The organism is Hydrogenophaga sp. (assembly GCF_050182545.1).
In the GTDB taxonomy this organism is placed as follows: Bacteria; Pseudomonadota; Gammaproteobacteria; order Burkholderiales; family Burkholderiaceae_C; genus Hydrogenophaga.
The window spans coordinates 57,311-80,333 of the sequence record NZ_JBFXCD010000005.1 but is presented as its reverse complement, the minus strand read 5'-3'; the positions used below and the strand labels follow the sequence as shown (position 1 = coordinate 80,333).

The 23,023-nt window shown below is 67.1% G+C and carries 22 protein-coding genes; 11 read left to right on the top strand and 11 right to left on the bottom strand.

The window, feature by feature from the left end:
- Positions 1-48: 48 nt before the first annotated feature.
- Complete coding sequence (locus AB7P10_RS07230) at positions 49-792, bottom strand: class I SAM-dependent methyltransferase (RefSeq protein ID WP_428293162.1); 744 nt, start codon at positions 790-792, stop codon at positions 49-51.
- 167 nt (positions 793-959) lie between these two features.
- Here AB7P10_RS07230 and AB7P10_RS07225 point away from each other — a divergent pair, with 167 nt between their 5' ends.
- Together AB7P10_RS07225 and AB7P10_RS07220 are read left to right on the top strand one after the other, a co-directional pair.
- Positions 960-1,271: a hypothetical protein gene (locus AB7P10_RS07225; RefSeq protein WP_428293161.1), complete on the top strand. Its 312-nt coding sequence runs from the start codon at positions 960-962 to the stop codon at positions 1,269-1,271.
- A gap of 146 nt (positions 1,272-1,417) precedes the next feature.
- Complete coding sequence (locus tag AB7P10_RS07220; RefSeq protein WP_428293160.1) at positions 1,418-3,658, top strand: ATP-binding protein; 2,241 nt, start codon at positions 1,418-1,420, stop codon at positions 3,656-3,658.
- Positions 3,659-3,665: 7 nt separating this feature from the next.
- Here AB7P10_RS07220 and AB7P10_RS07215 read toward each other — a convergent pair whose 3' ends face one another.
- The 4 genes from AB7P10_RS07215 to AB7P10_RS07200 all read right to left on the bottom strand — a co-directional run bounded on the left by AB7P10_RS07215 (position 3,666) and on the right by AB7P10_RS07200 (position 6,491).
- Entirely contained in the window at positions 3,666-4,082 is a 417-nt protein-coding gene (locus AB7P10_RS07215; protein ID WP_428293159.1) for a hypothetical protein, read from the bottom strand.
- A gap of 161 nt (positions 4,083-4,243) precedes the next feature.
- Positions 4,244-4,945, bottom strand: coding sequence for a nitroreductase (locus AB7P10_RS07210; protein ID WP_428293158.1), 702 nt, complete (start codon positions 4,943-4,945; stop codon positions 4,244-4,246).
- Entirely contained in the window at positions 4,942-5,505 is a 564-nt protein-coding gene (locus AB7P10_RS07205; protein WP_428293157.1) for a DUF4863 family protein, read from the bottom strand. Before AB7P10_RS07205 ends, AB7P10_RS07210 begins: the two co-directional genes overlap by 4 nt.
- A complete protein-coding gene (locus AB7P10_RS07200; RefSeq protein WP_428293156.1) occupies positions 5,502-6,491 on the bottom strand; it encodes a tripartite tricarboxylate transporter substrate-binding protein in 990 nt (329 codons plus the stop codon). The genes AB7P10_RS07205 and AB7P10_RS07200 overlap by 4 nt, the downstream gene beginning before the upstream one ends.
- A 121-nt stretch (positions 6,492-6,612) precedes the next feature.
- On the opposite strand from AB7P10_RS07200, the gene AB7P10_RS07195 reads away from it, so the two are divergent.
- Positions 6,613-7,581, top strand: coding sequence for a LysR substrate-binding domain-containing protein (locus AB7P10_RS07195; protein WP_428293155.1), 969 nt, complete (start codon positions 6,613-6,615; stop codon positions 7,579-7,581).
- An 84-nt stretch (positions 7,582-7,665) separates the two neighbouring features.
- On the opposite strand, the gene AB7P10_RS07190 is transcribed toward AB7P10_RS07195, so the two are convergent.
- Both AB7P10_RS07190 and AB7P10_RS07185 read right to left on the bottom strand, forming a co-directional pair.
- Positions 7,666-8,139 (bottom strand): VOC family protein, encoded by a 474-nt coding sequence (locus AB7P10_RS07190; protein ID WP_428293154.1) that lies wholly within the window; start codon positions 8,137-8,139, stop codon positions 7,666-7,668.
- A gap of 94 nt (positions 8,140-8,233) precedes the next feature.
- A complete protein-coding gene (locus AB7P10_RS07185; protein ID WP_428293153.1) occupies positions 8,234-9,385 on the bottom strand; it encodes a DJ-1/PfpI family protein in 1,152 nt (383 codons plus the stop codon).
- Between the two features lie 26 nt (positions 9,386-9,411).
- Here AB7P10_RS07185 and AB7P10_RS07180 point away from each other — a divergent pair, with 26 nt between their 5' ends.
- Positions 9,412-10,416, top strand: coding sequence for a GlxA family transcriptional regulator (locus AB7P10_RS07180; RefSeq protein ID WP_428293152.1), 1,005 nt, complete (start codon positions 9,412-9,414; stop codon positions 10,414-10,416).
- 80 nt (positions 10,417-10,496) lie between these two features.
- On the opposite strand, the gene AB7P10_RS07175 is transcribed toward AB7P10_RS07180, so the two are convergent.
- The 4 genes from AB7P10_RS07175 to dnaA all read right to left on the bottom strand — a co-directional run bounded on the left by AB7P10_RS07175 (position 10,497) and on the right by dnaA (position 17,218).
- Positions 10,497-11,726 carry a PQQ-dependent sugar dehydrogenase gene (locus AB7P10_RS07175; RefSeq protein ID WP_428293151.1) on the bottom strand — a complete coding sequence of 410 codons (1,230 nt, stop codon included), beginning with the start codon at positions 11,724-11,726 and terminating at the stop codon, positions 10,497-10,499.
- 153 nt (positions 11,727-11,879) lie between these two features.
- Entirely contained in the window at positions 11,880-14,504 is a 2,625-nt protein-coding gene (gyrB, locus tag AB7P10_RS07170) for a DNA topoisomerase (ATP-hydrolyzing) subunit B (RefSeq protein WP_428293150.1), read from the bottom strand.
- 82 nt (positions 14,505-14,586) lie between these two features.
- The gene (gene dnaN / locus AB7P10_RS07165) at positions 14,587-15,693 is read right to left on the bottom strand and encodes a DNA polymerase III subunit beta (RefSeq protein WP_428293149.1); all 1,107 of its coding nucleotides are present in this window, start codon (positions 15,691-15,693) and stop codon (positions 14,587-14,589) included.
- A 106-nt stretch (positions 15,694-15,799) separates the two neighbouring features.
- A complete protein-coding gene (gene dnaA / locus AB7P10_RS07160) occupies positions 15,800-17,218 on the bottom strand; it encodes a chromosomal replication initiator protein DnaA (protein ID WP_428293148.1) in 1,419 nt (472 codons plus the stop codon).
- 236 nt (positions 17,219-17,454) lie between these two features.
- On the opposite strand from dnaA, the gene rpmH reads away from it, so the two are divergent.
- The 7 genes from rpmH to AB7P10_RS07125 all read left to right on the top strand — a co-directional run bounded on the left by rpmH (position 17,455) and on the right by AB7P10_RS07125 (position 23,020).
- Positions 17,455-17,589, top strand: a complete 135-nt coding sequence (gene rpmH / locus AB7P10_RS07155) for a 50S ribosomal protein L34 (RefSeq protein WP_006299042.1) — start codon at positions 17,455-17,457, stop codon at positions 17,587-17,589.
- Positions 17,590-17,662: 73 nt separating this feature from the next.
- A complete protein-coding gene (locus tag AB7P10_RS07150; RefSeq protein ID WP_428293336.1) occupies positions 17,663-18,082 on the top strand; it encodes a ribonuclease P protein component in 420 nt (139 codons plus the stop codon).
- Positions 18,072-18,362, top strand: a complete 291-nt coding sequence (yidD, locus tag AB7P10_RS07145; RefSeq protein ID WP_428293147.1) for a membrane protein insertion efficiency factor YidD — start codon at positions 18,072-18,074, stop codon at positions 18,360-18,362. The genes AB7P10_RS07150 and yidD overlap by 11 nt, the downstream gene beginning before the upstream one ends.
- The gene (gene yidC, locus AB7P10_RS07140; protein WP_428293146.1) at positions 18,359-20,062 is read left to right on the top strand and encodes a membrane protein insertase YidC; all 1,704 of its coding nucleotides are present in this window, start codon (positions 18,359-18,361) and stop codon (positions 20,060-20,062) included. Before yidD ends, yidC begins: the two co-directional genes overlap by 4 nt.
- A 151-nt stretch (positions 20,063-20,213) precedes the next feature.
- Positions 20,214-21,620: a tRNA uridine-5-carboxymethylaminomethyl(34) synthesis GTPase MnmE gene (mnmE, locus tag AB7P10_RS07135; RefSeq protein ID WP_428293145.1), complete on the top strand. Its 1,407-nt coding sequence runs from the start codon at positions 20,214-20,216 to the stop codon at positions 21,618-21,620.
- A 107-nt stretch (positions 21,621-21,727) separates the two neighbouring features.
- A complete protein-coding gene (locus tag AB7P10_RS07130) occupies positions 21,728-22,219 on the top strand; it encodes a Crp/Fnr family transcriptional regulator (RefSeq protein ID WP_297648560.1) in 492 nt (163 codons plus the stop codon).
- 96 nt (positions 22,220-22,315) lie between these two features.
- Entirely contained in the window at positions 22,316-23,020 is a 705-nt protein-coding gene (locus tag AB7P10_RS07125) for a hypothetical protein (protein WP_428293144.1), read from the top strand.
- Positions 23,021-23,023 lie beyond the last annotated feature (3 nt).

Below are 23,023 nucleotides of genomic sequence, written 5' to 3'. Positions count from 1 at the left end.
CGCGCACCATGAACACGGTGCAACGCGCGGCCAATCGCCCGAGCCCATTCAGGGCCGAACGGCCGTGTACTCCGAGAAGATGCCCAGTTCGGTGTAGCGCCTGACCTGCAGGAAGCCGGCACGCTCCATCGCTTCGAGGATCTGCGTGGGCGGGATGCAGCTCTCGATGGTGTCCCAGTAATAGCGCCACAGCTCCGCGCTGCCGCGCTCGCGGGCCACGACGCGCGCGAGCGTGGGCACGACGCGGCGCATGTAGAACTTCACCAGGGCGCGCGACAGCCGGCCCGCCGGCTGGCTGATCTCCAGGATCAGCAAGCGGCCGCCGGGCCGCAGCACCCGATGGAACTCGTGCAGCGCGGCGTCCACGTCCGACACATGCCGGAACGCGTAGCCAAAGCTCAGGAAGTCGGCCTCGCCGTCGGTGCACGGCAGTGCCTCGGCCCGGCCGGCGCGCAGTTCGGCGCCGGGCACGTTCACCTGCGCGAGCATGCCGGGGCTCGGGTCGACGCCGATCAGGCGACCGGTGTCGCCAATCACGGCGCAGGCCTGGCGCGCCACCAGCCCCGTGCCGATGCCCACGTCGACGACCTTGTCGCCGGGTTTGAGGCCCGCCCGTTGCAGCGCCTGGCGCCGGTACCAGCCGCCCGAGCCGAGCGCCATCGCGCGCTCGATCCGGTCGTAGTCGATGGCGGTCTCGTCGAACATGCGGCGCACGTACCGCGCGTGGTCGGCCTCGTCCTGGTAGTAGGCCGGCAGGGGCGCATGCGGGAGCTGGGGGGTGGGTTCGGTCAAAGTCTGCTCCTGCGGTCACGGGCCGGGGTGGGGAATGCGCACGGAATGGCGCGGCACAGGCCGCAGCGTAACCCAGTGCGCGCGGGACGCGGCCCGGGGCTGACACGCGCCGCGGTTGGTGCTACAAGGGGCCGTGCCCCTTCGAGAACCCAACTTCGGAGACAGCCATGGACGAGATCAGCAGACTGGTGGAACAACACTTCCTCATTTCGGCCTCGCACCTCAAGCACATCGACGAGATGATGGACAAGGCCCGGCAGGCGCAAGCGCTCAAGCCCGCGGGGCCCGATCTGCAGGCGCAGCTGGCCGAAATCGAGCGTGAGCGCTTCCGGCTCGGCAGCGAGCTTGCGCAGCTGCAAGGGCAGCCGAAACACATGGCTTCCGAGGTGGTCCACAAGAGCGCGGGCGTCAAGGGCGTGCTGGAGACCGTCGGCCTGCAGCTGGAGCGGCTGCTGCAGACGCTGGTGGACCGCCACTGAACCCTGCGCCCGCGCGGCGGGCATGGGGGAGCCAGCGCAGGTGACGCGGCGTTTCGGTGAAGGGCGTCACGCTGTCGGGCGGGACGTTGAGCCGCACGGCCCTTGGGCGCTTCATCTGCATCGGTGGCTGCCGATATGTCAGCCACATGAAGCTGCAACACAAGGCCTGGGCCCTGATTCTGACCGCACTGGCCCTGAGTGCGTGCACGGCCATGCTGGGCGCGCGCTACATCGTGGGCGACTCGTTTGCCCGCCTGGAGACGGCGGCCGCGCTGCGCGAAGGCGAGCGTGCCCGGCGGGTTTTCAACCAGCAGGTGCAAGCCCTGCGTGCCACCGTGCAGGATTACGCGTTCTGGAACGACTCCGTGGCGTTCGTCACGGGGCGTCAGCCGGACTTCATGTCCGAGAACTTCGACGCCGAGAACATGGGCTACCTGCGCATCTCGGAGATCCTGGTATTCGACGGCCGCGGCCGCGCGCTCGCGACGCTGGAAAAAACACCCGAAGGCTTGCTGGGCTCGCTCAGCGATGAGCGCACGGCGCCCTATCAGGCCCTGGCGGCGCAGGTGCTGGCGGCCGAGGGCGCGGGCCGCGTGCTGCAGACCTTGCGGGTGGTGGACGGCCAGCTCCGGATCGTGACCGCCTCCGCCATTCGCCGCCAGGACCTGTCCGACCCGAAGAGCTATGGCGCCATGATCATGACGCGCCGTTTTGACGAAACCGAAATCGCGCTGTTGGCCGAGGTGCTGATGACGCCCGCGCGGCTTTCGTTCGACGTCGCGGCGCACGAAGGCCTGCCCACCCACGTGCACCGCGTCGACGACGAGACGGACAAGCTGCACGCCGTGCTGGAGGACCACACCGGCCAGGCCGTGGCGGAGCTTGTCCTGGATCTGGACCGGCGTCTGCAGGCGCGCGGACACGAACTGAGCTGGCTGAGTATGGCAATGGTCGCGCTGACCTCGCTGCTCGCCAGTCTGGTGCTGGTGCTGGTGCTGGACCGCTTCCTGCTCAAGCGCCTGCAGCGGCTTTACAACGACGTCAGGGCCATCACCCGCGACGGTCCCACCGCGGCCCCGCCTGTTCGGGTGCAGGGCAGCGACGAGATCAGCGCGCTGGCCACCGGCATCAATCAGCTGCTTGCGCGCGTGCACGCCGATGCGCAACAGCAGCAACTGGCGCATGAGCGGCAGGAGGCCACGCGGGCGCAGATGATGCAGGGCCAGAAGGCGGAGGCCCTGGGTCGGCTCGCGGGTGGCATTGCCCATGACATCAACAACTCGCTGGCGGCCGTCTCGGGGTGGGTGCGCCTCACGATGGAAGACCTGGAGGACAGGCACCCCGGCCATGAGTCGCTGGAGCAGGCGCTGAAGGCGACGCGTTATGCCGACGGCCTCATCCGCCAGCTGCTCGCGTTCGGCCGCAAGAGCCCGCCGAAACTGCAGCCACTGCACTTGAAGGTGCTGCTGGAGGACACCCGGCGCCTGGTCAGCGCGGGGCTTACGCGGCGGTGCGAACTCGTGCTCATCAACCGCGTGGAGCTGGACGTCGTCGAAGCCGATCCAACGCAACTGCAGCAGGTCGTGGTCAACCTGCTGATCAACGCCGCCGACGCCATGGAGGGCAAGGGCCGCATTGAAGTCACGCTCGACGAGATCACGGTCCCGTTCGCGGAAACCGACGCGCACGCGCGCTGGCCAGGCGCATGCACACTGGCGCCGGGGCGCTACCTGGTGGTCGGCGTGCGCGACTTCGGGCCGGGCGTGCCGGCCGAGATCGTGGACCGCGTCTTCGAGCCCTTCTTCACCACCAAGGGGGCGGGCCGTGGCACGGGGCTGGGTCTGTCCGTCGCGCAGGGCATCACGGAGCGCCATGGCGGCCACATCGGCTTGCGCAGCGCGCTGGGTGAAGGCGCGCACTTCCACATCTACCTGCCCGCGTGCCGGGGCGAGGCCGCCGCAGCGCTGCCGGCTGCCACGACCGAGACCGGCAGCACAGGCCGGGAGCTGCTGTTCGTCGATGACGATCAGCTGGTTCGCCAGTCGTGGAGCGCGCTGCTCGAACGCCGGGGCTGGCAGGTCACGCGCGCGCGCGACGGCGAGGAGGCCTGGAGCTACCTGGTGCAGTCGCCGGGGCGCTGGGATGTGGTGCTGACCGACTATGCGATGCCGCGGCTCAACGGAGTGGGCCTGGCCGAACGCATTCACGCCTCGGACCAGCCGCCGCCGGTGGTGCTGCTCAGCGGCAACCTCGACGAGGCGGGCAATCACCTGCCCCGTGAACTGTTCGCGGCGGTGCTGCGCAAACCCATTGAAGCCGCTGAGCTCGATGCCGTGCTCAACGGCGTGGTGCGCCGCAAGGCTGACGGGGTCGGCCCAGAGGCCTGAGCGGCTTCTAGAACAGGAACACGCCGTACGCGGGCGCCTTGAACACCACGCGGGCCATGTCCCGCACGGCATCCGGCTCCTGGCGGCCCATGGCGCGCACGTAGGCCAGTTTCTCCGCGTTGAGCAGGGGAAACGCGACGCCGATGTCGCGTTCCCCGCGCACGGCGCAGCGCACCGCCTCACCAAACGACCAGCGCAGGTCGTTGCAGAGGTCCAGCACCTGCGCCGCCTTCACCGCCCGTGGCAGGCGCAGGCCGTGAAAAGTCAGGTATTGCACCAACTGCGATTCGTCGTCGCGCTGCATGACGGCCGTCCCATTCTCGGCATCGACCAGGATGCAGTCGAAGAAGTCCCTCGTGGTCAGCGCTTCGATCTCTTCGATGCTCAGGCGATCGTGGTGGTCGCGGTACGGGCGCGCACCCATGCGCCTGCGTTCAACGACAGGGCGCGGTGTCGCAAGAGGGAAAGGAATGACGGCCATCATCAGAGGACAAGTGGATCTGGCTGGATTGTGCCGAGACCGTCACCCCCGTGGATGGCTTGTTGTGCACGAGCGAAGGGAAAGCGCCACGAAGCGGGAATTCGTCACTCCCAGTGATCAAAACTGGCGAACTCCCCCACCCCGCGACGCGGCATCGCCATGTGGTTGACGGGCTCGTCGCGGTCGGGGTAGCCCAGCGACATGCCGCACACCGTCTGCTCGTGTTCGGTGAAGGACAGGTGCCGGGCGATGACCGGATGAAACCGCGCGAACGACACCTGCGGGCAGGTGCCCAGGCCGCGCGCGCTGGCGGCGATCATGATGTTCTGCACCAGCAGGCCGAGGTCGAGCCAGCTGTGCGGCGCCAGGCGGCGGTCGATGGTGAAGATGAGGCCCACCGGGGCGCCGAAGAAGTCGAAGTTTTTCTCGGTCTGCCGCATGCGGGCGGGCATGTCGGCAACGTCGATGCCCAGCGTGCGGTAGTAGACCGCGCCGAAGTCTCGTTGGCGCTGCGCGTGTTCCTCGGGCAACGGGTCGGGGAAGTGGGGCGACGGGGGCAGGGTGTTGTCGCGGAAGGCAGTCCGCAGCGCGGCACCCAGCGCGTCCTTGGCTGCGCCCGCGAGAACGTGCACCCGCCAGGGCTGCGTGTTGGAGTTGCTGGGCGCGCTCGAGGCCACGTCCAGGAGGTCTTCCAGCACGGGGCGCGGCACGGCGTCCGGCCGGTAGGCGCGCAGGCTGCGGCGCGCGCGCAGCACGGCGTCGACCACGCGCGTCACGTCCATGGTGCTGTGTTCCGGCATGCTCATCCTTCCCTCTGTGTGTCCACCGGCGGTGGATGGTAGGCGATGCGCCCCGCAGGCAGATAGAACAGCGCGATGACCGCGCCGCCCCGGGCCTCGGGGTAGTGGTGGCTGCCCGGGCCGGGTGCTGTCCAGCCGCCCTCGCACCAGCCGTTGGGCCCGGCCAGCGCCGCACCGGGGTTGAGCGGGATCACCATGTTCAGCTCGCCATAGGGGTGTGCATGGTACTGCCCGCGAAAGCTGTTGCCCGGGTTGCCCTGGGTGTTGCCGCTGCTGTCCATGTAAACGGCCGTGATGCTGAACCAGTGGGTGCGTTCCGAGGGCTCCATGATGCGGCTGCGCCGGTACTGCGGGCCGGCGATCTCGGTGCTGGCGGCCCAGCCGTCGCGCACGCCGGCCTTCACCAGCCTCGCGAGCTGCTCGTACACCTCGCTGCCAGGGCCGTGTGTCTCGTTGAGCCAGCGCTCCACGGCGGTCCCGGCGGTCATGTCCTTGACCTCGCTCAGGAAGGCGATGCTGCGCTCGATGAGTTCTTCGCGCTCGTCGATGGTCTGCATGTTCATCATTCCTCCGACTTGAAGCCCGAGGCGCGCACCACCGGGCCCCACTTGTCGCGCTCCGCCTGGATGTAGCGCTCATACGCCTTGGGGCTGAGCGTGAACAGCTCCAGGCCGACCTCCTCGAAACCGGCGACGAGGGCCTGGTTGCGGGTGGACGCCATCACGTCCTCGTGCAGCGTCTTCACCACCGCCTCGGGTGTGCCGGGTGGCGCGAAGATGCCGTAGGACTCGATGCCGGTGATCGCGCCGAAGCCCTGTTCCGGAAACGTCGGCACGCCCGGCATGAAGCGCGAGCGCTTCTCTCCACTCACGGCCAGGATGCGCAGCTTGCCGCTCTGCATGTAGGGCAGGAAGTCGGCGACAAAACCCAGGTAGGCGGGGATCTGCCCGCCCAGCATGTCGTTCATGGCCGGCGCCGAACCGCGGTACCCGACGTGCTGCAGCTTGAGGCCAGTCGCCTCCGACAACTGGAAGCCCAGGAAGTGCGCCATGGAACCGGCGGCCGGTGACGCGTACATGGCGTGGTCGGGCGATTGCCGCACCCACTTCACGTAGTCGGCCAGCGTGCGGACCGACGCCGGCACGGCGTTGCTGATGGCCAGCGCGCAGGTGGCCGAGACCACGGGCGAGATCGGCACGAAGTCCGCAACCGCGTCGTACATCAGCTTGCTGTAGACGTGTGGGTAGATGCTCAGCGCCGAAGTGTGAGTGCACAGCAGCGTGGCGCCGTCGCCGCGCTCGCGCTTGAGCTGGGAGTTGGCCAGGCGGCCGGCGGCGCCGGAGCGGTTGTCGACCATGGTGGTGGTGCCCTGCTGGCGCCATGCCTCGGCCACGCGGCGCGCCGTCTGGTCCAGCGTGCCGCCGGCCGGGTAGCCGACGATGATCTTGCGGGTTGAGCCGGTGGCCTGCGCCCAGCTGGTCAGGGGCCAGGCCGAGGCGGCCAGAGTGGCGAGGCTGGCGGCGCCGAAGCGCCTGCGTGAGAGAGTGTTCATGTGGGGCTCCGTGAGGTGACGGGTGGTGGGTGTCACGAATGATCGCCATCGATCAACTTGAACGGAAGCGATGCTTTTGCAAGAGCAAAATGCATGGCGTGCAACACGGAAAGGGCCTGCCATGAGCATCGGACGCATCGACCTCAACCTGATCAAGGTGTTCGACGCGGTTCATGAAGACCGCAACCTGCTGCGCGCCGGCAAACGCCTGAACCTCAGCCAGTCGGCGGTGAGCCACGCGCTCTCGCGCCTGCGCGAGGTGGTGGGCGACGAGCTCTTCGTGCGCACCGCCCGGGGCATGGTGCCGACCGCGCGGGCCCTGGCGATGGCCGACGAATTGCGCGACGCGCTGCGCCGCATCGAAGCGACGCTGGGGGTGGAGCCGTTCGACCCGGGCCGTTCCACGCGCCGCTTCGTGATCGCCGCCAACGACCACCTGACGGCGGTGATGGTGGCCGAGCTGAGCCGGCTGATGAAGACCGAGGCGCCGGGCATCGACCTGGTGATCCGCCCCTCCACGCGCATCGACCTGGCCGAGCAGATCGACGTGGGCCGGATCGATCTCGCGGTGGGCATCTTCGCGCAGGTGCCGCAGCGGCTGAGTTCGCGCACGCTGATGACCCAGGGCGAAAGCATCGTGATGCGCAAGGCCCATCCCGCCTCGCGCCGCCGGCTGGCGCTGCAGGACCTCGCGCGCTACCCGCTGGTCACGGTGTCGGTGGGCGGGCAGGAGGAAGGCGCAGTGGGGGGCTTCATCCTGGAGCGCGGATTGGCCCGGCAGGCCGAAATGTTCGACCGCCACGCGCTGGAGGAAGCGCTGAAGGCCGTGGGCAAGGCGCCGCGCTACCGCGTGACCGTGCCCCACTCGCTCGCGATCCCCGCGCTGCTGCGCGGCTCGGACATGCTGTCCATCATGCCGTCGTCACTGGCGCGCAACCTGGCCGCGGGCGGCGAACTGCTGATGCGCGAGCCTCCCTACCCGTCCACGCCCTCCACCTTCCGCGCGGTCTGGCACAGCCGCAACGACCACGACCCCGCGCATGCATGGCTGCAGGACAGCGTGGCGCGGGCGGCGGGCCGGGTGGCCTGAGCGCTCACCACGGCGACGCGGGCAGGTCGACGATGGGCCCGCCCGGTTCGGGGGTGAGTCACGCGCGCGAGGGCATGCGACGGGCTACGCCGCCTCGCGCACCGCCGCCTCGATCGCGGCGATATCGATCTTCTTCTGCTTCATCATCGCTGCCATCGCCGAAGCAGAGACCTTCTTGTCGGCGCTCGTCGTCAGCTCCGTCAGTCGCCGGGGGAAGATCTGCCAGGACACCCCGTAGCGATCCTTCAGCCAGCCGCAGACGCTCTCTTCGCCGCCATTCGTGGTCAGCGCCGCCCAGAGGCGGTCGGTCTCGGCCTGGTCGTCCGTCGCGACCGATATCGACACCGCCTCGGTCAGCGTGAAGACGGGCCCGGCATCGAGTATCTGGTAGGGCACACCGCCCAGCGAAAAATCGATCACCGAAAAGGTGCCGTGTCCGGCATCGCCGGAAAAAGTCGTCTCGACCCGGCTGCCCGGGATCAGGGAACAGTAGAAATCAGCGGCCTCACGGCCCCGACCGTCGCGGAACCAGAGGCAGGTACGGATGGAACTGGTCATCGTGTTGCTCCTTGCTTGAGTGGATGAATGGATGGACAGATTTTTCAAGATTTGCATGGAAGGCCGACGGGTTCTGACCCGCCGGCCCTCCCTCTCACGACGATCGGCAGCCATTCGAATCGACAAAACGGGGTGCATCGGCGTACTCCATCTCGAGCACGACCCATTCTCGGTACGACACGCCAAAGCGCTCCTGAATCCGGCACAGCGTGGCGTCGAGCTGCTGCAAAGGCTTCATCGTGGCCGTGATGGGCAGACGGGGCCTTTCGCGAGCGGGACGCTCTGCGACGAGCACCATCCCGCTGCGCAACGCCACGGCGTCCGACGACGCCGATTCCGCGTGCACGCTCACCCGGCCAGTGCGAGACCAGGCGTCCGCGGTCAGGGCCAGGGCAATGTCGTCCATGCCATCGCGCACCTCCACACCCCACTGCGCGTGCGAGCGAAACGGCGCCTTGTTGAGCAGATAGCTCGCGCCACGCCGCAAGGTGAGCGCAAAGGGTGTGCTGTCGTGCTCGGGGCTCCAGGCGTCGGCGTCGAGCTCAGCAGCCACGGTGGCGGCCTTGTCGCGCCCGCCGATCGCCTCCACCAGCGCCAATGCCACCGGGATCGAAGCGGTGATGCCGGTGGTGGTGGCCACGTCCCGATCGACCAGGTAGCGCTGGTGCGGCACGTGGACCGACCCGGGGTGGCGCTCCAGCACCTTGCTGCGCGAGGACCAGTGGCCAGCGAAACGGCGCCCGTCGAGCAGGCCGGCGCGGCCGACCACCAGGGTGCCGTTGCACACACCGACGACGCGCGCGCCGCGTTCGGCCTGGCGCCGCAGCCAGGCCGTGACGGCCGGATCGGCATCGTTGCTCATGGCGGGCACGATCACATAGTCCGCCCCCGAAGGGTGGGCACGGTCGAAGCCTTCGAAATCCTGCTGCACTTCCACCTGGAGCGCGGGGAACAGCTCGACCCGTCCGCGTCGCGGCGCCACCGCTTTCACCTCGGCCACGTCGGCGCGCTGCAGCACCGCGTGCGTCAGCAGGAAGTCGGTGGTTTCCGTGCCTTCGTTGAGCGCAACCACCGCCACCACCGGCCGGCCGGCGTGGCGCGGCTTCATGGCACGCACGAAGGCCTGTGTCTGCCGCTCGCGCAGGGCCGGGTCCACAGGGGCCGGTGGTATCTCCGCGCCCACACCGCAACCGGCCACGCACATCGCGGCAGCACACGATACGATCAACGTCATTGACCTGAACATGGACACTCCAGAATCCGAATCAAGCCGTGACCTTACGAAGTCTGCGTCCAGCGGGCAATGACGAAAAGTCCGCGCATCCTGCCATCGACGTGGTGCTGGTCGCGTTCGATGGCGCCGAAGCGATTGATGTCGCCGGACCGGCCAGCGTGTTCACCAAAGCCGAGCACCTTTGCCCCGGAACGTATCGCCTCCACACCGCGTCACCCACGGGCGGCACGATCCTGACAAACGCCGGACTGAGCCTCAGCGGTTTCTGCCGTCTCGACGAGTTGCCGATCCGCATCGACACGGTCATCGTTGCAGGCGGCGAAGAAGCGGGGGTTCGTGCCGCGATCGTCGACCATGCCGTGAGCGCCTGGCTGTCCAAAGTCGCCCCGGGCGTTCGGCGCGTGGCCAGCGTGTGCAGTGGCGCCTTCGCGCTCGCCGCGGCCGGGTTGCTCGACGGCCGCCGGGCCACCACCCACTGGCGCGCGTGCGACCAGCTGCAGACGATGCGGCCGCAGGTGAGCGTGGCGCGCGGCCTCGTCTATGTGCGCGACGGCCCGATCTGGACATCGGCGGGCGTCACGACCGGCATCGAGCTGGCCCTGGCTCTGGTGGAGGACGACGTTGGGCGCGACGTGGCGATGGACATCGCGCGCACGCTGGCGTTGCCACTGCTTCGCGCGGGCGATCAGACGCAATTGAGCGACACGTTGCAGGCACAGTCGGTCGCGCGGCATCGCCTGCGCGACCTCATTGCGTGGATCGGCCTGCATCCAGGCAAGGACCTCTCGGTGGGCGCGCTGGCCGAGCGGGCGCACATGAGCGAACGGCAGTTCGCCCGCGCGTTTGCAGCCGAAGCCGGCACCACGCCCGCGCGCTTCGTCGAGCAGGCGCGCGTGAAGGCCGCGGCGCGCCTGTTGCGACAGACGCAATGGACGCAGGAAAAGATCGCAAGCAGCAGCGGTTTTCGCTCAGTCGATGCGTTTCAACGCGCGTTCCACCGGGCACATGGCGTGACGCCGCGCACCTACCGCGAACGCGCTTGACAGCGTTCAGGCGCGCGCGTGATGTGCCGTTGGACGTCGTCGGGCCCACGGCATGAGCCATGACGGCCGGGAGGCTGCCATCAACCGCCGACCCGCAGGACACCGCCGGACGGGAGGGTGAGAACGTACAGATGACCGTCGCGCCCCATGCGCACATCGACGATGCGCTCGTTGCGATCCGCGAGCAGGCGTTCGCGACCCACTTCGCGCGTGCCGTCGAACTGTATGCGCCACAGACCAGTGCCTTCGCGTGCGCCGACGAACAGGCTGCCTCGCCAGTGCGCCGGACTGCTGCCGGTGAAGAAAGCCATGCCGCTTGGTCCGATGGACGACTTCTGACCACCGGTCCAGGGGCTGCCGTCGCTGGTGTCCCAGACCGCCAGCGGCTGCTCCATGCCTGCCTTGCTGGTGCCCTCGCCGAACGGTATGGTCGTCCCCGGCACCTGGCCGTGGCTGATCACCGGCCACCCGTAGTTGCGCCCGGGCCGTGTGAGGTTGACTTCGTCACCGCCCTGGGGGCCCGCTTCGTGCGTCCACAGCTCACCGGTGTCGGGGTGGATGGCAGCACCTTGCGGATTGCGATGGCCCCAACTCCACAGGCCGGGGAGCCCGCCCGGAATCAGCGGATTGCCCGGCGCGGGTTCGCCCTCGGTGGTGATGCGCACCACCTTGCCGCTGCCGCTCGCCACGTCCTGTGCGAGCACGCGCTGTTCCGCTGTCTGGCGGTCGCCCAGGGTCACCAGGAGATGACCTTCGCGGTCGAACGCCATGCGTCCGCCATAGTGATAGCCGCCATCGGTCACTTTGGGCTGCCGGTAGATCACCTCGTATGACGGCACGAGATCTCCGTTGTCGGTCAGCTCCGCACGCGCCACGGCCGTGCCTCGGGCCAGCGGCACGTCCGACCCCTCGGCGAAGGTGAAGTACAGCCGGTGGTTGCTCTCGAAGGCAGGATCTACCGCCACATCGCGAAGGCCCGTGTGCTCGGTGCCCACCGTCATCCTGCTGAACGCGGCGTGGTTGAGGTACATGTAGCTCGAGCCATCGGCCTCATACAGGCGCAAATAGCGGTCGCTCGTGACGACGATGAAGCGGCCGTCGGGCAGAAAGGCCATGGCGGTCGGATTGGAGAAGCCGACAGGCAGCTGCGTCACGGCCACCGGTTCGGTGGTGGGGGTGAAGGTGACGCCGCCATCAGGCGAGCCGCCACCCGAATCGTCGTCGTCGTCGCCACCTCCGCACGCGCTCAGTACGCCCAACGCGAGCGCGGCGGCGAGCAACAGGCGGGGCGAGAAGCGCAGGGCGGGCATGTGCTCAATGCTAGGCACATGCTCCCCTGCGTCCGTGCGCTGGCGCACACTGCGCCCAACCCTGGCCGCCGCGCCGACCAGCGGCACAACGCGCCTCGCGGCGGCATCATGCCCACCGGCGGTGCCGGGCGTGGCGGCCCGGGGGAGGACAACTCAAACGTCGATATTGCCCGCCCGCAAGGCATTCGTCTCGATGAAATCCCGACGCGGTTCCACCTCATCGCCCATCAGCATCGTGAACACGCGGTCGGCTTCGATGGCGTCGTCGATCTGTACGCGCAGCAGGCGGCGCACTTCCGGGTCCATGGTGGTTTCCCAGAGCTGCTCGGGGTTCATTTCGCCCAGGCCTTTGTAGCGCTGGCGGCTGGTGGTGCGTTCGGCTTCGCTGATGAGCCAGCGCATGGCCTGGCGGAAGTCGCTGACCTTTTCTTCTTTCTGCTTCTCGCCTTCGCCGCGCATGACTTTCGCGCCCTCGCCCAGCAGGCCGCGGAAGGTGTCGGCGGCGGTGGCGAGCGCGGCGTAGTCGGCGCCGTGCACGAAGTCCTGCGTGAGCACGCTGCTCTTGATGTTGCCGTGGTGGCGGCGGCTGATGCGCAGGATCGGTTTGTCGGTGCGCACGTCGAATTCGGCCGCGACTTCGGCGGGCACGCCGGTGGTGGTGAGTTCGCGCAGTTTTTCCTGCAGCGCGACCGCACTGACTTCGGCCTGCTCGACGCTGTCGAGGTTGAGCGAGACGCCGTCGGCGATCGCGCGCAGCGCTTCGGCGTCCATGAAGTTGGACAAGCGGGCGATCACGCTTTCGGCCACCTGGTGCTTGCGCGCGAGTTCGCCCAGCGTGTCACCGCTCAGGGTGGTCTGCGTGGCGCCACCCGTGAACACGGACGCGTCCCTCAGCGCGATGCGCAGCAGGAAGCCGTCGAGCGCGGGGCCGTCCTTCAGGTACAGCTCTTCCTTGCCAGCCTTGACCTTGTACAGCGGCGGCTGCGCGATGTAGATGTGGCCGCGCTCCACGAGCTCGGGCATCTGGCGGTAGAAGAAGGTCAGCAGCAGGGTGCGGATGTGGGCGCCGTCGACGTCGGCGTCGGTCATGATGATGATGCGGTGGTAGCGCAGCTTGGCGACGTTGAAGTCGTCGGCGCCGCCGTTTCCATTGCCACTGCCTTCCGCGCCAGCCTTGCCGATGCCGGTGCCCAGCGCGGTGATGAGCGTGAGGATTTCGTTGCTGGTCAGCAGCTTTTCGTAGCGCGCTTTCTCCACGTTCAGGATCTTGCCGCGCAGCGGCAGGATCGCCTGGAACTTGCGGTCGCGGCCCTGCTTGGCCGAGCCGCCGGCGGAGTCGCCCTCCACGATGTAGATCTCGCACAGGGCCGGGTCTTTCTCCTGGCAGTCGGCGAGTTTGCCGGGCAGGCCCATGCCGTCGAGCACGCCCTTGCGGCGCGTCATCTCGCGCGCCTTGCGCGCGGCCTCGCGCGCTCGTGCGGCTTCAACGATCTTGCCGCAGATGATCTTGGCGTCGTTCGGGCGCTCCTGCAGGTAGTCAGCCAGCAGACGGCTGACGATGTCTTCCACCGGGCCGCGCACCTCGCTGGAGACCAGCTTGTCCTTGGTCTGGCTGGAGAACTTGGGCTCGGGCACCTTGACGCTGAGCACGCAGCACAGGCCTTCGCGCATGTCGTCGCCGGTGACTTCCACCTTGGCCTTCTTGGCGAGTTCGTTCTCTTCGATGTACTTGTTGATCACGCGCGTCATCGCCGCGCGCAGGCCGGTGAGGTGGGTGCCGCCGTCGCGCTGCGGGATGTTGTTGGTGAAGCACAGCACCTGCTCGTTGTAGCCGCTGTTCCACTGCATCGCGACTTCGACGCCGATGTTGGTGCCCTGGTCGCTCTGGCGGTCGCCCAGGGCGTGGAACACGTTCGGGTGCAGGACGGTCTTGCCCTTGTTGATGAAATCGACAAAGCCCTTGACGCCGCCGGCGCCGGAGAAGTCGTCTTCCTTGCCGCTGCGCTCGTCCTTGAGGCGGATGCGCACGCCGTTGTTCAGGAAGGAGAGCTCGCGCAGGCGCTTGGACAGGATCTCGTAGTGGAAGTCGGCGTTCTCGCGGAAGATCTCGTAGTCGGGCAGGAAGTGCACCTCGGTGCCGCGCTTCTCGGTCGCGCCGGTCACGCGCATGGGCGAGAGTTCCACGCCGGTGGGCGTGGCTTCGATGATGCGGTTCTGCACGAAGCCGCGCGCAAACTCCAGCTGGTGCACATGGCCTTCGCGGCGCACCGTCAGGCGCAGCCATTGCGAGAGCGCGTTCACGCAGCTCACGCCCACGCCGTGCAGGCCGCCCGAGACTTTGTAGCTGTTCTGGTTGAACTTGCCACCGGCGTGCAATTCGGTCAGCGCGATCTCGGCGGCGCTGCGCTTGGGCTCGTGCTTGTCGTCCATCTTCACCCCTGTGGGGATGCCGCGGCCGTTGTCGACCACGCTGATGGAGTTGTCGGTGTGGATGGTGACCACGATGTCGTCACAGTGGCCGGCCAGGGCTTCGTCGATGGAGTTGTCGACCACCTCGAACACCAGGTGGTGCAGGCCGGTGCCGTCCGACGTGTCGCCGATGTACATGCCCGGGCGCTTGCGCACCGCCTCCAGGCCCTCCAGGATCTGGATCGAACCCTCGCCATAGCCTTCGCTGGCGCCGGCCTGGTGGGCGTCGATGACGGGCTGGAAATTGGAACTTTCGGCTTGAACCGCGCCGGTGTGAACGGATTCGGCGGGCTTGTTGGCGTCGGACATGATGAAGTTTCTCGATCTCAGTAAACGCCAAACCCGCGGTGTTCGCGGGTTTGGAATGCGATGGCAGCCGGGGCGGACAGCCTCAGATGCGCATCGGCATGACGACGTACTTGAAGGCGTTGTCGTCGGGGTTGGTGACCAGCGCGGAGCTGTTGCCGTCGGAGAGCTCGATGCGCACCATCTCCTGCGACATGTTCTGCAGCGCGTCGATCAGGTAGGTGACGTTGAAGCCGATCTCGATCGCGTCGCCGCCGTAGTCGATGTCGAGCTCGTCCACCGCTTCTTCCTGCTCGGCGTTGCTCGAGGCCACGCGCAGCGCGCCGGGCTCGACGTTCAGGCGCACGCCCTTGAACTTCTCACTGGTCATGATGGCCGTGCGCTGCAGCGAGGCCAGCAGCGGCTGGCGGCCGAGCGTGACGATGTTCTTGTGGTTCTTCGGGATCACGCGGTTGTAGTCGGGGAACTTGCCCTCGACCAGCTTGGTGACGAACTCCATGCCATCAAAGCTGAACTTGGCCTGGTTGGCGGCGAACTGCATCTCGATCGCGCCCTCCTTGTCGGACAGCAGGCGCTGCAGTTCCAGCACGGTCTTGCGCGGCAGGATCACTTCCTGCTTGGGCACTTCCACGTCCAGCGTGCTGGAGGCAAAGGCCAGGCGGTGGCCGTCGGTGGCCACCAGGCTGAGCTGCTTGCCCTCGGCCACGAACAGGATGCCGTTGAGGTAGTAGCGGATGTCGTGCACGGCCATCGCGAACGAGACCTGGCCGAGCAGGCTCTTGAGCGTCTTCTGCGGCACCGAAAACACCGGACCAAAGCTGGCCGATTCCTGCACCAGCGGAAAGTCTTCCGCGGGCATGCTCTGCAGCGTGAAGCGGCTCTTGCCACCTTTGAGGATGAGCTTGCCGGCACTGGATTCCAGGCTCACGGTCTGGTCGCCCGGCATGGTGCGCAGGATGTCGATCAGCTTGCGTGCACCCAGGGTGGTGGCGAAATTGCCGGCGTCGCCGTCGAGTTCGGCGGTGGTGCGGATCTGGATCTCCAGGTCACTGGTGGTCAGCTGCACCTGCGAGCCGGTCTTGCGCAGCAGCACGTTGGCCAGGATCGGCAGGGTGTGGCGGCGTTCCACGATGCCCGCGACGGACTGCAGCGCGGCCAATACCTTGTCCTGGGTCGATTTCAAAACGATCATGTCAGACTCTTTCGTCTCTGGTTGTTTGTAGGCCGGTTCCTGCCACCCGGAAGGCCCTCCTCACTGTCAGGGCCAAATCCCCGCTATTTTCGCCCTTTTTGCGACCTCATCCCTTGAGCGTCTGTTCGAGCACGTGCAGCTGCTGGTTGAGCTCGGTGTTCTGCTGGCGCTCCGCGCCGATCTTGCGCACCGCGTGCAGCACCGTGGTGTGGTCGCGCCCACCAAACAGCTCGCCGATCTCGGGCAGGCTCTTCTGGGTCAGCTCCTTGGCAATGAACATGGCTATTTGCCGCGGCCGGGCGATGCTGGCCGGGCGCTTCTTGCTGTACATGTCCGCGACCTTGATCTTGTAGAAGTCGGCCACGGTCTTCTGGATGTTCTCCACGCTGATCTGGCGGTTCTGGATCGACAGCAGATCCTTGAGGGCATCGCGCGCGAGCTGGATCGAGATCTCCTTCTGGTTGAAGCGCGAATAAGCCAGGATCTTGCGCAGTGCGCCTTCGAGCTCGCGCACGTTGGAGCGCACGTTCTTGGCCACAAAGAAGGCCACTTCTTCGGGCATCACGGCGTTTTCGACCGCCGCCTTGTTGATCAGGATGGCCACCCGCATCTCCAGCTCGGGTGGCTCGATGGCCACCGTCAGCCCCGAGTCGAAGCGCGAAACCAGCCGCTCGTGGATGTCCGCCAGCCCCTTGGGGTAGGTGTCGCTGGTCAGCACGATGTGGCTCTTCTTGGCCAGCAGCGCTTCGAAGGCGTTGAAGAACTCTTCCTGCGTGCGCTCCTTGTTGGCGAAGAACTGCACATCGTCGATCAGCAGCAGGTCGAGCGAGTGGTAGCGCTCCTTGAACTCGTCAAAGGTCTTGCGCTGGTAGGCCTTGACCACATCGGAGACGAACTGCTCGGCGTGGATGTAGAGAACCCTGGCTTGTGGACGGTCCGCGAGCAGGTGGTTGCCGATGGCGTGCACCAGGTGTGTCTTGCCCAGGCCGACGCCGCCGTAGATGAACAGCGGGTTGTACAACTGGCCCAGACTGCCGGCCACGTGCATGGCCGCGGCGCGCGCCATGCGGTTGGCCGAACCTTCCACCAGAGTGGAAAAGGCCAGCGCGGGATTGAGCCGGGTTTTGGGGCCGCTGGGCGTGGCGACTTCCACCGGCGCCAGATCGGGCAGTTCCGCCAGCACCGGGTCCTGGATGGCGCGTGGAGCGGGTGAAGTCCTGCTGGGCCCTTCCCGCGGAGCGAGCACCAACTCCAGCGACACTGGCGAGCCGTTCACCGCTTCCAGCAAGGCGGTAATGCGGGCCGCGTACTGGGCGCGAATCCAGTCCAGTTTGAAGCGGTTGGCCACGGCAACGACCACGCGCGAGCCGTCGTCGGCCACGGTGGCGGACAGGGGCCGGATCCAGGTATTGAACTGCTGTTCGGGAATTTCCTGCGACAGCCGGTCCATGCAGCTCGGCCAGAGCGAGGGGGGTTCGGGCCGTGCGGCGGCCACGACAGCTTCAGGGGGTGTGCCCTCGATCATGCGGGAAACGGTGGAAGCGTTGGAGTTGTGGACAAATGTCTCGGGGCAATCGTGGCATTGTAGTGTGGCGGGACACTTATCCACAAGCGGCGGGAAACCCGGACCGACCGCCTTCCTCCGCCATCCGCGAGGCGCTGCGGGCATCAGGTGCAGCGCCAGCAATGTGGGCCAAGTGCTTGCCGGCCATGGGTTTTATTTGCGATAATTGCGGGTTTCCCCGATTTCCACAGACCACCATGAAACGCACCTACCAGCCCTCCAAGATCCGCCGCGCCCGCACCCACGGCTTCCTCGTTCGCATGAAGACCCGCGGAGGCCGTGCCGTGATCAACGCGCGCCGCGCCAAGGGTCGCAAGCGCCTGGCCGTCTGAGGCCAGCGCGCGTGTTCTGCCGGCGCCAGCCTGCCCGGCTCCCTCGCCGCATGGCCCTTTCGGTTCAGCGGTGATACAGCGGCTGCGGTCCCGGCAACAGTTCCAGGCCGTCATGGCGGGAGCCCCCGTGGCCAAGACCCCCCACTTTGCCTTGCACCGTGCCGCGCTTTCCAGCGCACACGAGGGCAGGGCATTGTTTCCTGTGGCCGATGCCTGGCTGGGTGTGTTGCTGCCCAAGCGCTGGGCGAAACGCGCGGTCACGCGCAACACAATCCGCCGCCAGATCTACGAAATCGCGCGCCTGCGGGCCGGTAGCCTGCCCCAGGCCGCCCTGGTGGTGCGGCTGCGCAGCGAGTTCAGCCGCCGGCAGTTTGTCAGCGCAACGTCGGATGTGCTCAAGCGCGCGGTGCGCGCCGAGCTGGAGCAGCTGCTGTCGCCCCGGGCCGCGCCACGCGCGGCGAGCCGCGCCGCGGAGGCCCGCGATGCTGTCTGACTGGCCGCGCCAGGCCCTGGTCGGCCTGGTCAAGGGGTACCGCCTGCTGCTCAGCCCCTCGCTGGGCAGTGCCTGCCGCTTCGAACCCTCCTGCTCTGTCTATGCGATAGGGGCGCTGGAGCGCCATGGGGCCATGGCCGGCAGTTACCTGACGCTGGGTCGCCTGGCGCGCTGCCATCCCTGGTGCGAGGGGGGCCATGACCCGGTCCCCATGGAGCGGCCCACGCTGTTCTCCCGCCTGATTTCTTCACCTTCCTGCGAAAAGAAGAACCCGTCATGAATGACATCCGTCGGTCCATCCTGTGGGTGGTTTTTGGTCTGTCGATGGTCCTGATCTGGGACAAGTGGCAGATTCACAATGGCCACAAACCCACCTTCTTCCCCGGCGCAGCGCCGGTCACCGCGCCCGCGGCCAGCACCAGCGCCCCGGCGGCATCTGCAGCCGATGCCAGCCTGCCCGCCGCAGCCCAGTCAGCAGCAGTCGCTGGCGGCCAGTCGCCGGCGGGAGCCCCGAGTGCGGTGGCCCAGCGCTTCGAGGTGAGCACCGACGTGTTCAAGCTGGCCTTCAACAGCGAAGGTGGCTCCCTGATCGGCGCCCAGTTGCTCAAGCACGCGGAAGCCACGGGCCAGAGCAAGGACCAGAGCGTGCAGCCCTTCACCCTGCTCAGGCAGGACGGCGAGCACATCTACGTGGCGCAGACGGGCCTGATCGGGGGCACGTTCCCGACCCACAAGACCCCCATGACGCTGGTCGGCGCGCCCGGAGCCCTGGCCGACGGCCAGAACGAACTGAAGGTGCGGTTCGAGTCCGCCGAGGTCGGTGGCGTGAAGCTGGTCAAGACCTACACGCTCACGCGTGGCAGCTATGACATCGCGGTCGAGCACGAGGTGCAGAACCTGGGTGGTCAGCCAGTGAGCCCGCAGCTCTATGTTCAGCTGGTGCGCGACGGCAGCAAGCTCAGCAGCGATACGCCGTTCTACTCCACCTTCACCGGTCCGGCGGTCTACACCACCGAGAAAAAGTACCAGAAGGTCGAGTTCGCCGACATCGAGAAGAACAAGGCCGAGTTCGTGAAGTCCACCAGCGATGGTTACGTGGCCATGGTCCAGCACTACTTCGCCTCGGCCTGGCTGCTGGGGGATGGCGTGGCGCGGGACAACTTCGCGCGCAAGATCGACAACAACCTGTTTGCGGTCGGCAGCATCGCCGCACTCAAAGCCATCGAGCCCGGCCAGAGCGAGCGCGTGCAGACACGCCTGTTCGTGGGACCGCAGGAAGAAAAGGTGCTCGAGACCATCGCCCCGGGCCTCGAACTGGTGAAGGACTACGGATGGCTCACCATCCTGGCCAAGCCGCTGTACTGGCTGCTCGAGAAGATCCACGGCTACGTGGGCAACTGGGGTTGGGCCATCGTGCTGCTGGTGGTGTTGATCAAGGCCGCGTTTTACTGGCTCAATGCCAGCGCTTACCGCAGCATGGCCAAGATGAAGAAGATCAACCCGCGCATCATGGAAATGCGGGAGCGCCTCAAGGGCAACCCGCAGGCGATGCAGCAGGAAATGATGAAGATGTACCGGGAGGAGAAGGTCAACCCGCTGGGCGGCTGCTTCCCCATCCTGATCCAGATCCCCGTCTTCATCGCGCTCTACTGGGTGCTGTTGTCCAGCGTGGAGATGCGCAACGCGCCCTGGATGGCCTGGATCACCGACCTGTCCTCGCCCGATCCGTTCTACATTCTGCCGCTGGTGATGGCCGTCACGACCATGATCCAGACCGCGCTCAACCCTCTGCCGCCGGACCCGCTGCAGGCCAAGCTGATGTGGCTCATGCCGCTGATGTTCTCGGTCATGTTCTTCTTCTTCCCGTCCGGCCTGGTGCTGTACTGGATCACGAACAACGTGCTCACGATTGCGCAGCAGGCGGTGATCAACAAGAGCATGGGTGTGCCGCTGAAGTTCAGCATGCCCAAGTTCACCTGACCCCCCTGCGCCGCTGACGCGGCTTCCCCCCTCGAAGGGGGGACGATGTCTGGGGCCGGCGGGGCCGGACCCTCGACATTTCTGGACATGGGGCACTTCTCCGATCCGGGGCCTGCGGTTGCAGGCCCTTTGTCTTTTATGCTCACTCCACATGCTCGCTGCCTCGCGTGATCCCATCGTTGCCATCACCACTGCACCTGGCAGGGGAGCGGTGGGTATCGTGCGGGTGTCGGGCAAGGGACTGAACGCCTTTGTGCAGGCTTTGGTCGGGCGTGAACCGCGCGCGCGCGAGGCCGCCTACCTGCCGTTCAACGATGCACAGGGACAACCGATCGATCATGGGCTGGCACTGTGGTTTCCCGCACCCCATTCGTATACTGGGGAAGATGTGCTCGAACTCCAGGGGCACGGCGGGCCGGTGGTGCTTCAGCTGCTGATGGCGCGCTGCCTGGAAGTGGGGCGCGACGTGCTGCCCGCCTTGCGCCTGGCGCGCGCGGGTGAATTCACCGAGCGCGCCTTCCTCAACGACAAGCTCGACCTGGCTCAGGCCGAAGCGGTTGCCGACCTGATCGATGCCAGCACCGAGGCGGCCGCACGCAGCGCCTCGCGCTCGCTCGCAGGCGCGTTCTCCACACTCATCCACACATTGCGCGACGCGCTGGTGAACCTGCGCATGTTGGTCGAAGCGACGCTGGATTTCCCTGAGGAGGAAATCGACTTCCTGCAAAAGGCCGATGCCACAGGCCAGTTGCAGCGCCTGCAGCTGGCGCTGGCCGACGTGCAGGCGCAGGCGCGGCAGGGCGCCTTGCTGCGCGACGGCCTTCAGGTGGTTATCGCCGGGCAGCCCAACGCGGGCAAGAGTTCGCTGCTCAATGCGCTGGCGGGCGCGGAGCTCGCCATCGTCACGCCGGTGGCGGGCACCACGCGCGACGTGGTGCAGCAGACGATCCAGATCGAGGGCGTGCCTCTGCATGTGATCGACACCGCCGGCCTGCGCGACAGTCCCGACGTGGATGAGGTCGAGAAGATCGGCATCGAGCGCGCCTGGGGGCGCATTCGGCAGGCCGATGCTGTGCTGTTCCTGCACGACCTGGGTCGCGGCGACAGCCCGGCGTACCTAGAGGCAGATGCCTCGATTGCCGCCAGCCTCGCTACCACGCTGCCGCCAGGCGTGCCGGTGCTGCACGTCTGGAACAAGCTGGACCAGTTGGACGGTCGCGTGCCCGCCGCCGTGCAGGCGCAGGCCGATGCGCTGGCCGTCTCGGCGCGGCACGGCACCGGCCTGGAGGACCTGCGCCAGCGCCTGCTTGCGCTCGCCGGCTGGCAACACGCTGGCGATGGTCTCTTCATGGCGCGCGAGCGCCATGTGCAGGCCTTGCGCCGCGTGGGCGAACACCTGGATGCAGCCGACGGCCTGCTGCGTTCGCGCGCCGAGCACCTGGATCTGCTGGCCGAGGAACTGCGCCTGGCCCAGCAGGCCCTGAACGGGATCACCGGCGAGTTCACCGCCGACGACTTGCTGGGCGAAATCTTTTCGCGTTTTTGCATCGGCAAATGAGGCCGAAAGTACCGCTTGGAGCCGTGCAGATACCGCCGAGAGTGCAACTGTAAGCGCGGGTAAGAACAGGCTTGCGCATGGTGGCGGGGCGCGGTTATCTTGACCGCATGAACGCCCAGCTGCCCACGCCCGTGCGCTTTGACATTCAAGGTCTGGCCCAGTCCATGCGCCTGAGCAGCGCGCTGGACGCCGTGCCCCTGAATCTCAATGACAACCAGTGGCCACTGCTGGCCAACTACCTGCAACCGGTGGCTCTGCAACAGGGGCAGGTGCTGATCGAACAAGGGGTGAAGGACCGCACCGTCTACTTCGTGGAAAGTGGCACCCTGACCGTGCACTATGAAGATTCGCGCGAACGCGTGCGCATAGCGGTGGTGGGTTCGGGCTCCTTGCTCGGCGAGGGCGCATTCTTCAGCCACCTTCCACGCAGTGCCACGGTGCATGCGGGCAGCGATTGCCGGCTCTGGTGCCTGACGCCGCTGCGTTTTCGCGAACTGTCAACGCGCCACCCGGAGATCGCGCTGGATGTGACCGTGGCCATGTCCGCAGTGCTGGCGCGGCGCATGTACAACCGACCCAAACGGGTGGCCGTGACCTGAGCCCTACGGGTTGCGCGCATTGATCAAGGTCTCTTTGTGCCGTCTTTTCAATCCTTTGCGCGTCTCCCGCTGGCGCACACTTTGCCCATGTCCTTGATGAGCTGGCTACTGGCCAAGAAGTCCACCACATCCGGCAAGGGCGGACCGTTCACCCGTGCCCGCAACAAATTCAGTCAGACCACCCTGCCGCTGATCTCGCCACGCCGCGGGCGCCGCATCCTGCGCCGCGAGCAGCTGTTCTCCGTGGTCCGCGAATCGCTCATTCGCGCCGGCGTGCTGTCCACCAGCTACGAATTCAAGGTGCTCACGCTCGATGCCAACGGCGACAGCTTTCTCGTGCTGATCGATCTGGCGCTGCCTGCCCAGTCCATGCCTGACGAATACCTGCTCGAGATCGAGCGCTGGATTCAGCAGAGCGCGCGAACCCGCCACGAAATGGACGTGCGATCGGTCTACTGGCGCCGCAAGGCGGTGCACGATCAGGTCGGCATGGCTCTGAAGGCGGCGGTGGCGGCGCAGACGCGGCGCGAAACCGTGCTCATGGCGCCCGGCATGGTGCCACCGACCTCAAGGCCCATGCCGGTGCCCAGCGCGACCGCCATCCCCCGCCCCGTGCTCGCGCCGGGCAACGCGCCCGCGCAGCAGGTGGGCGATGACGAGGTGCAGGCTTTCCGGCAGGCGCTCGAAAGCGTGGCCACGCCGCCATACCGAATGCCAGCCGAAGCGCAGATGGACATGCCGGTGCCCGAGTCGCACAGCGATTTCGCGGCGTTGAGCGAGACCCAGCACGGCAAGCTCTGACGC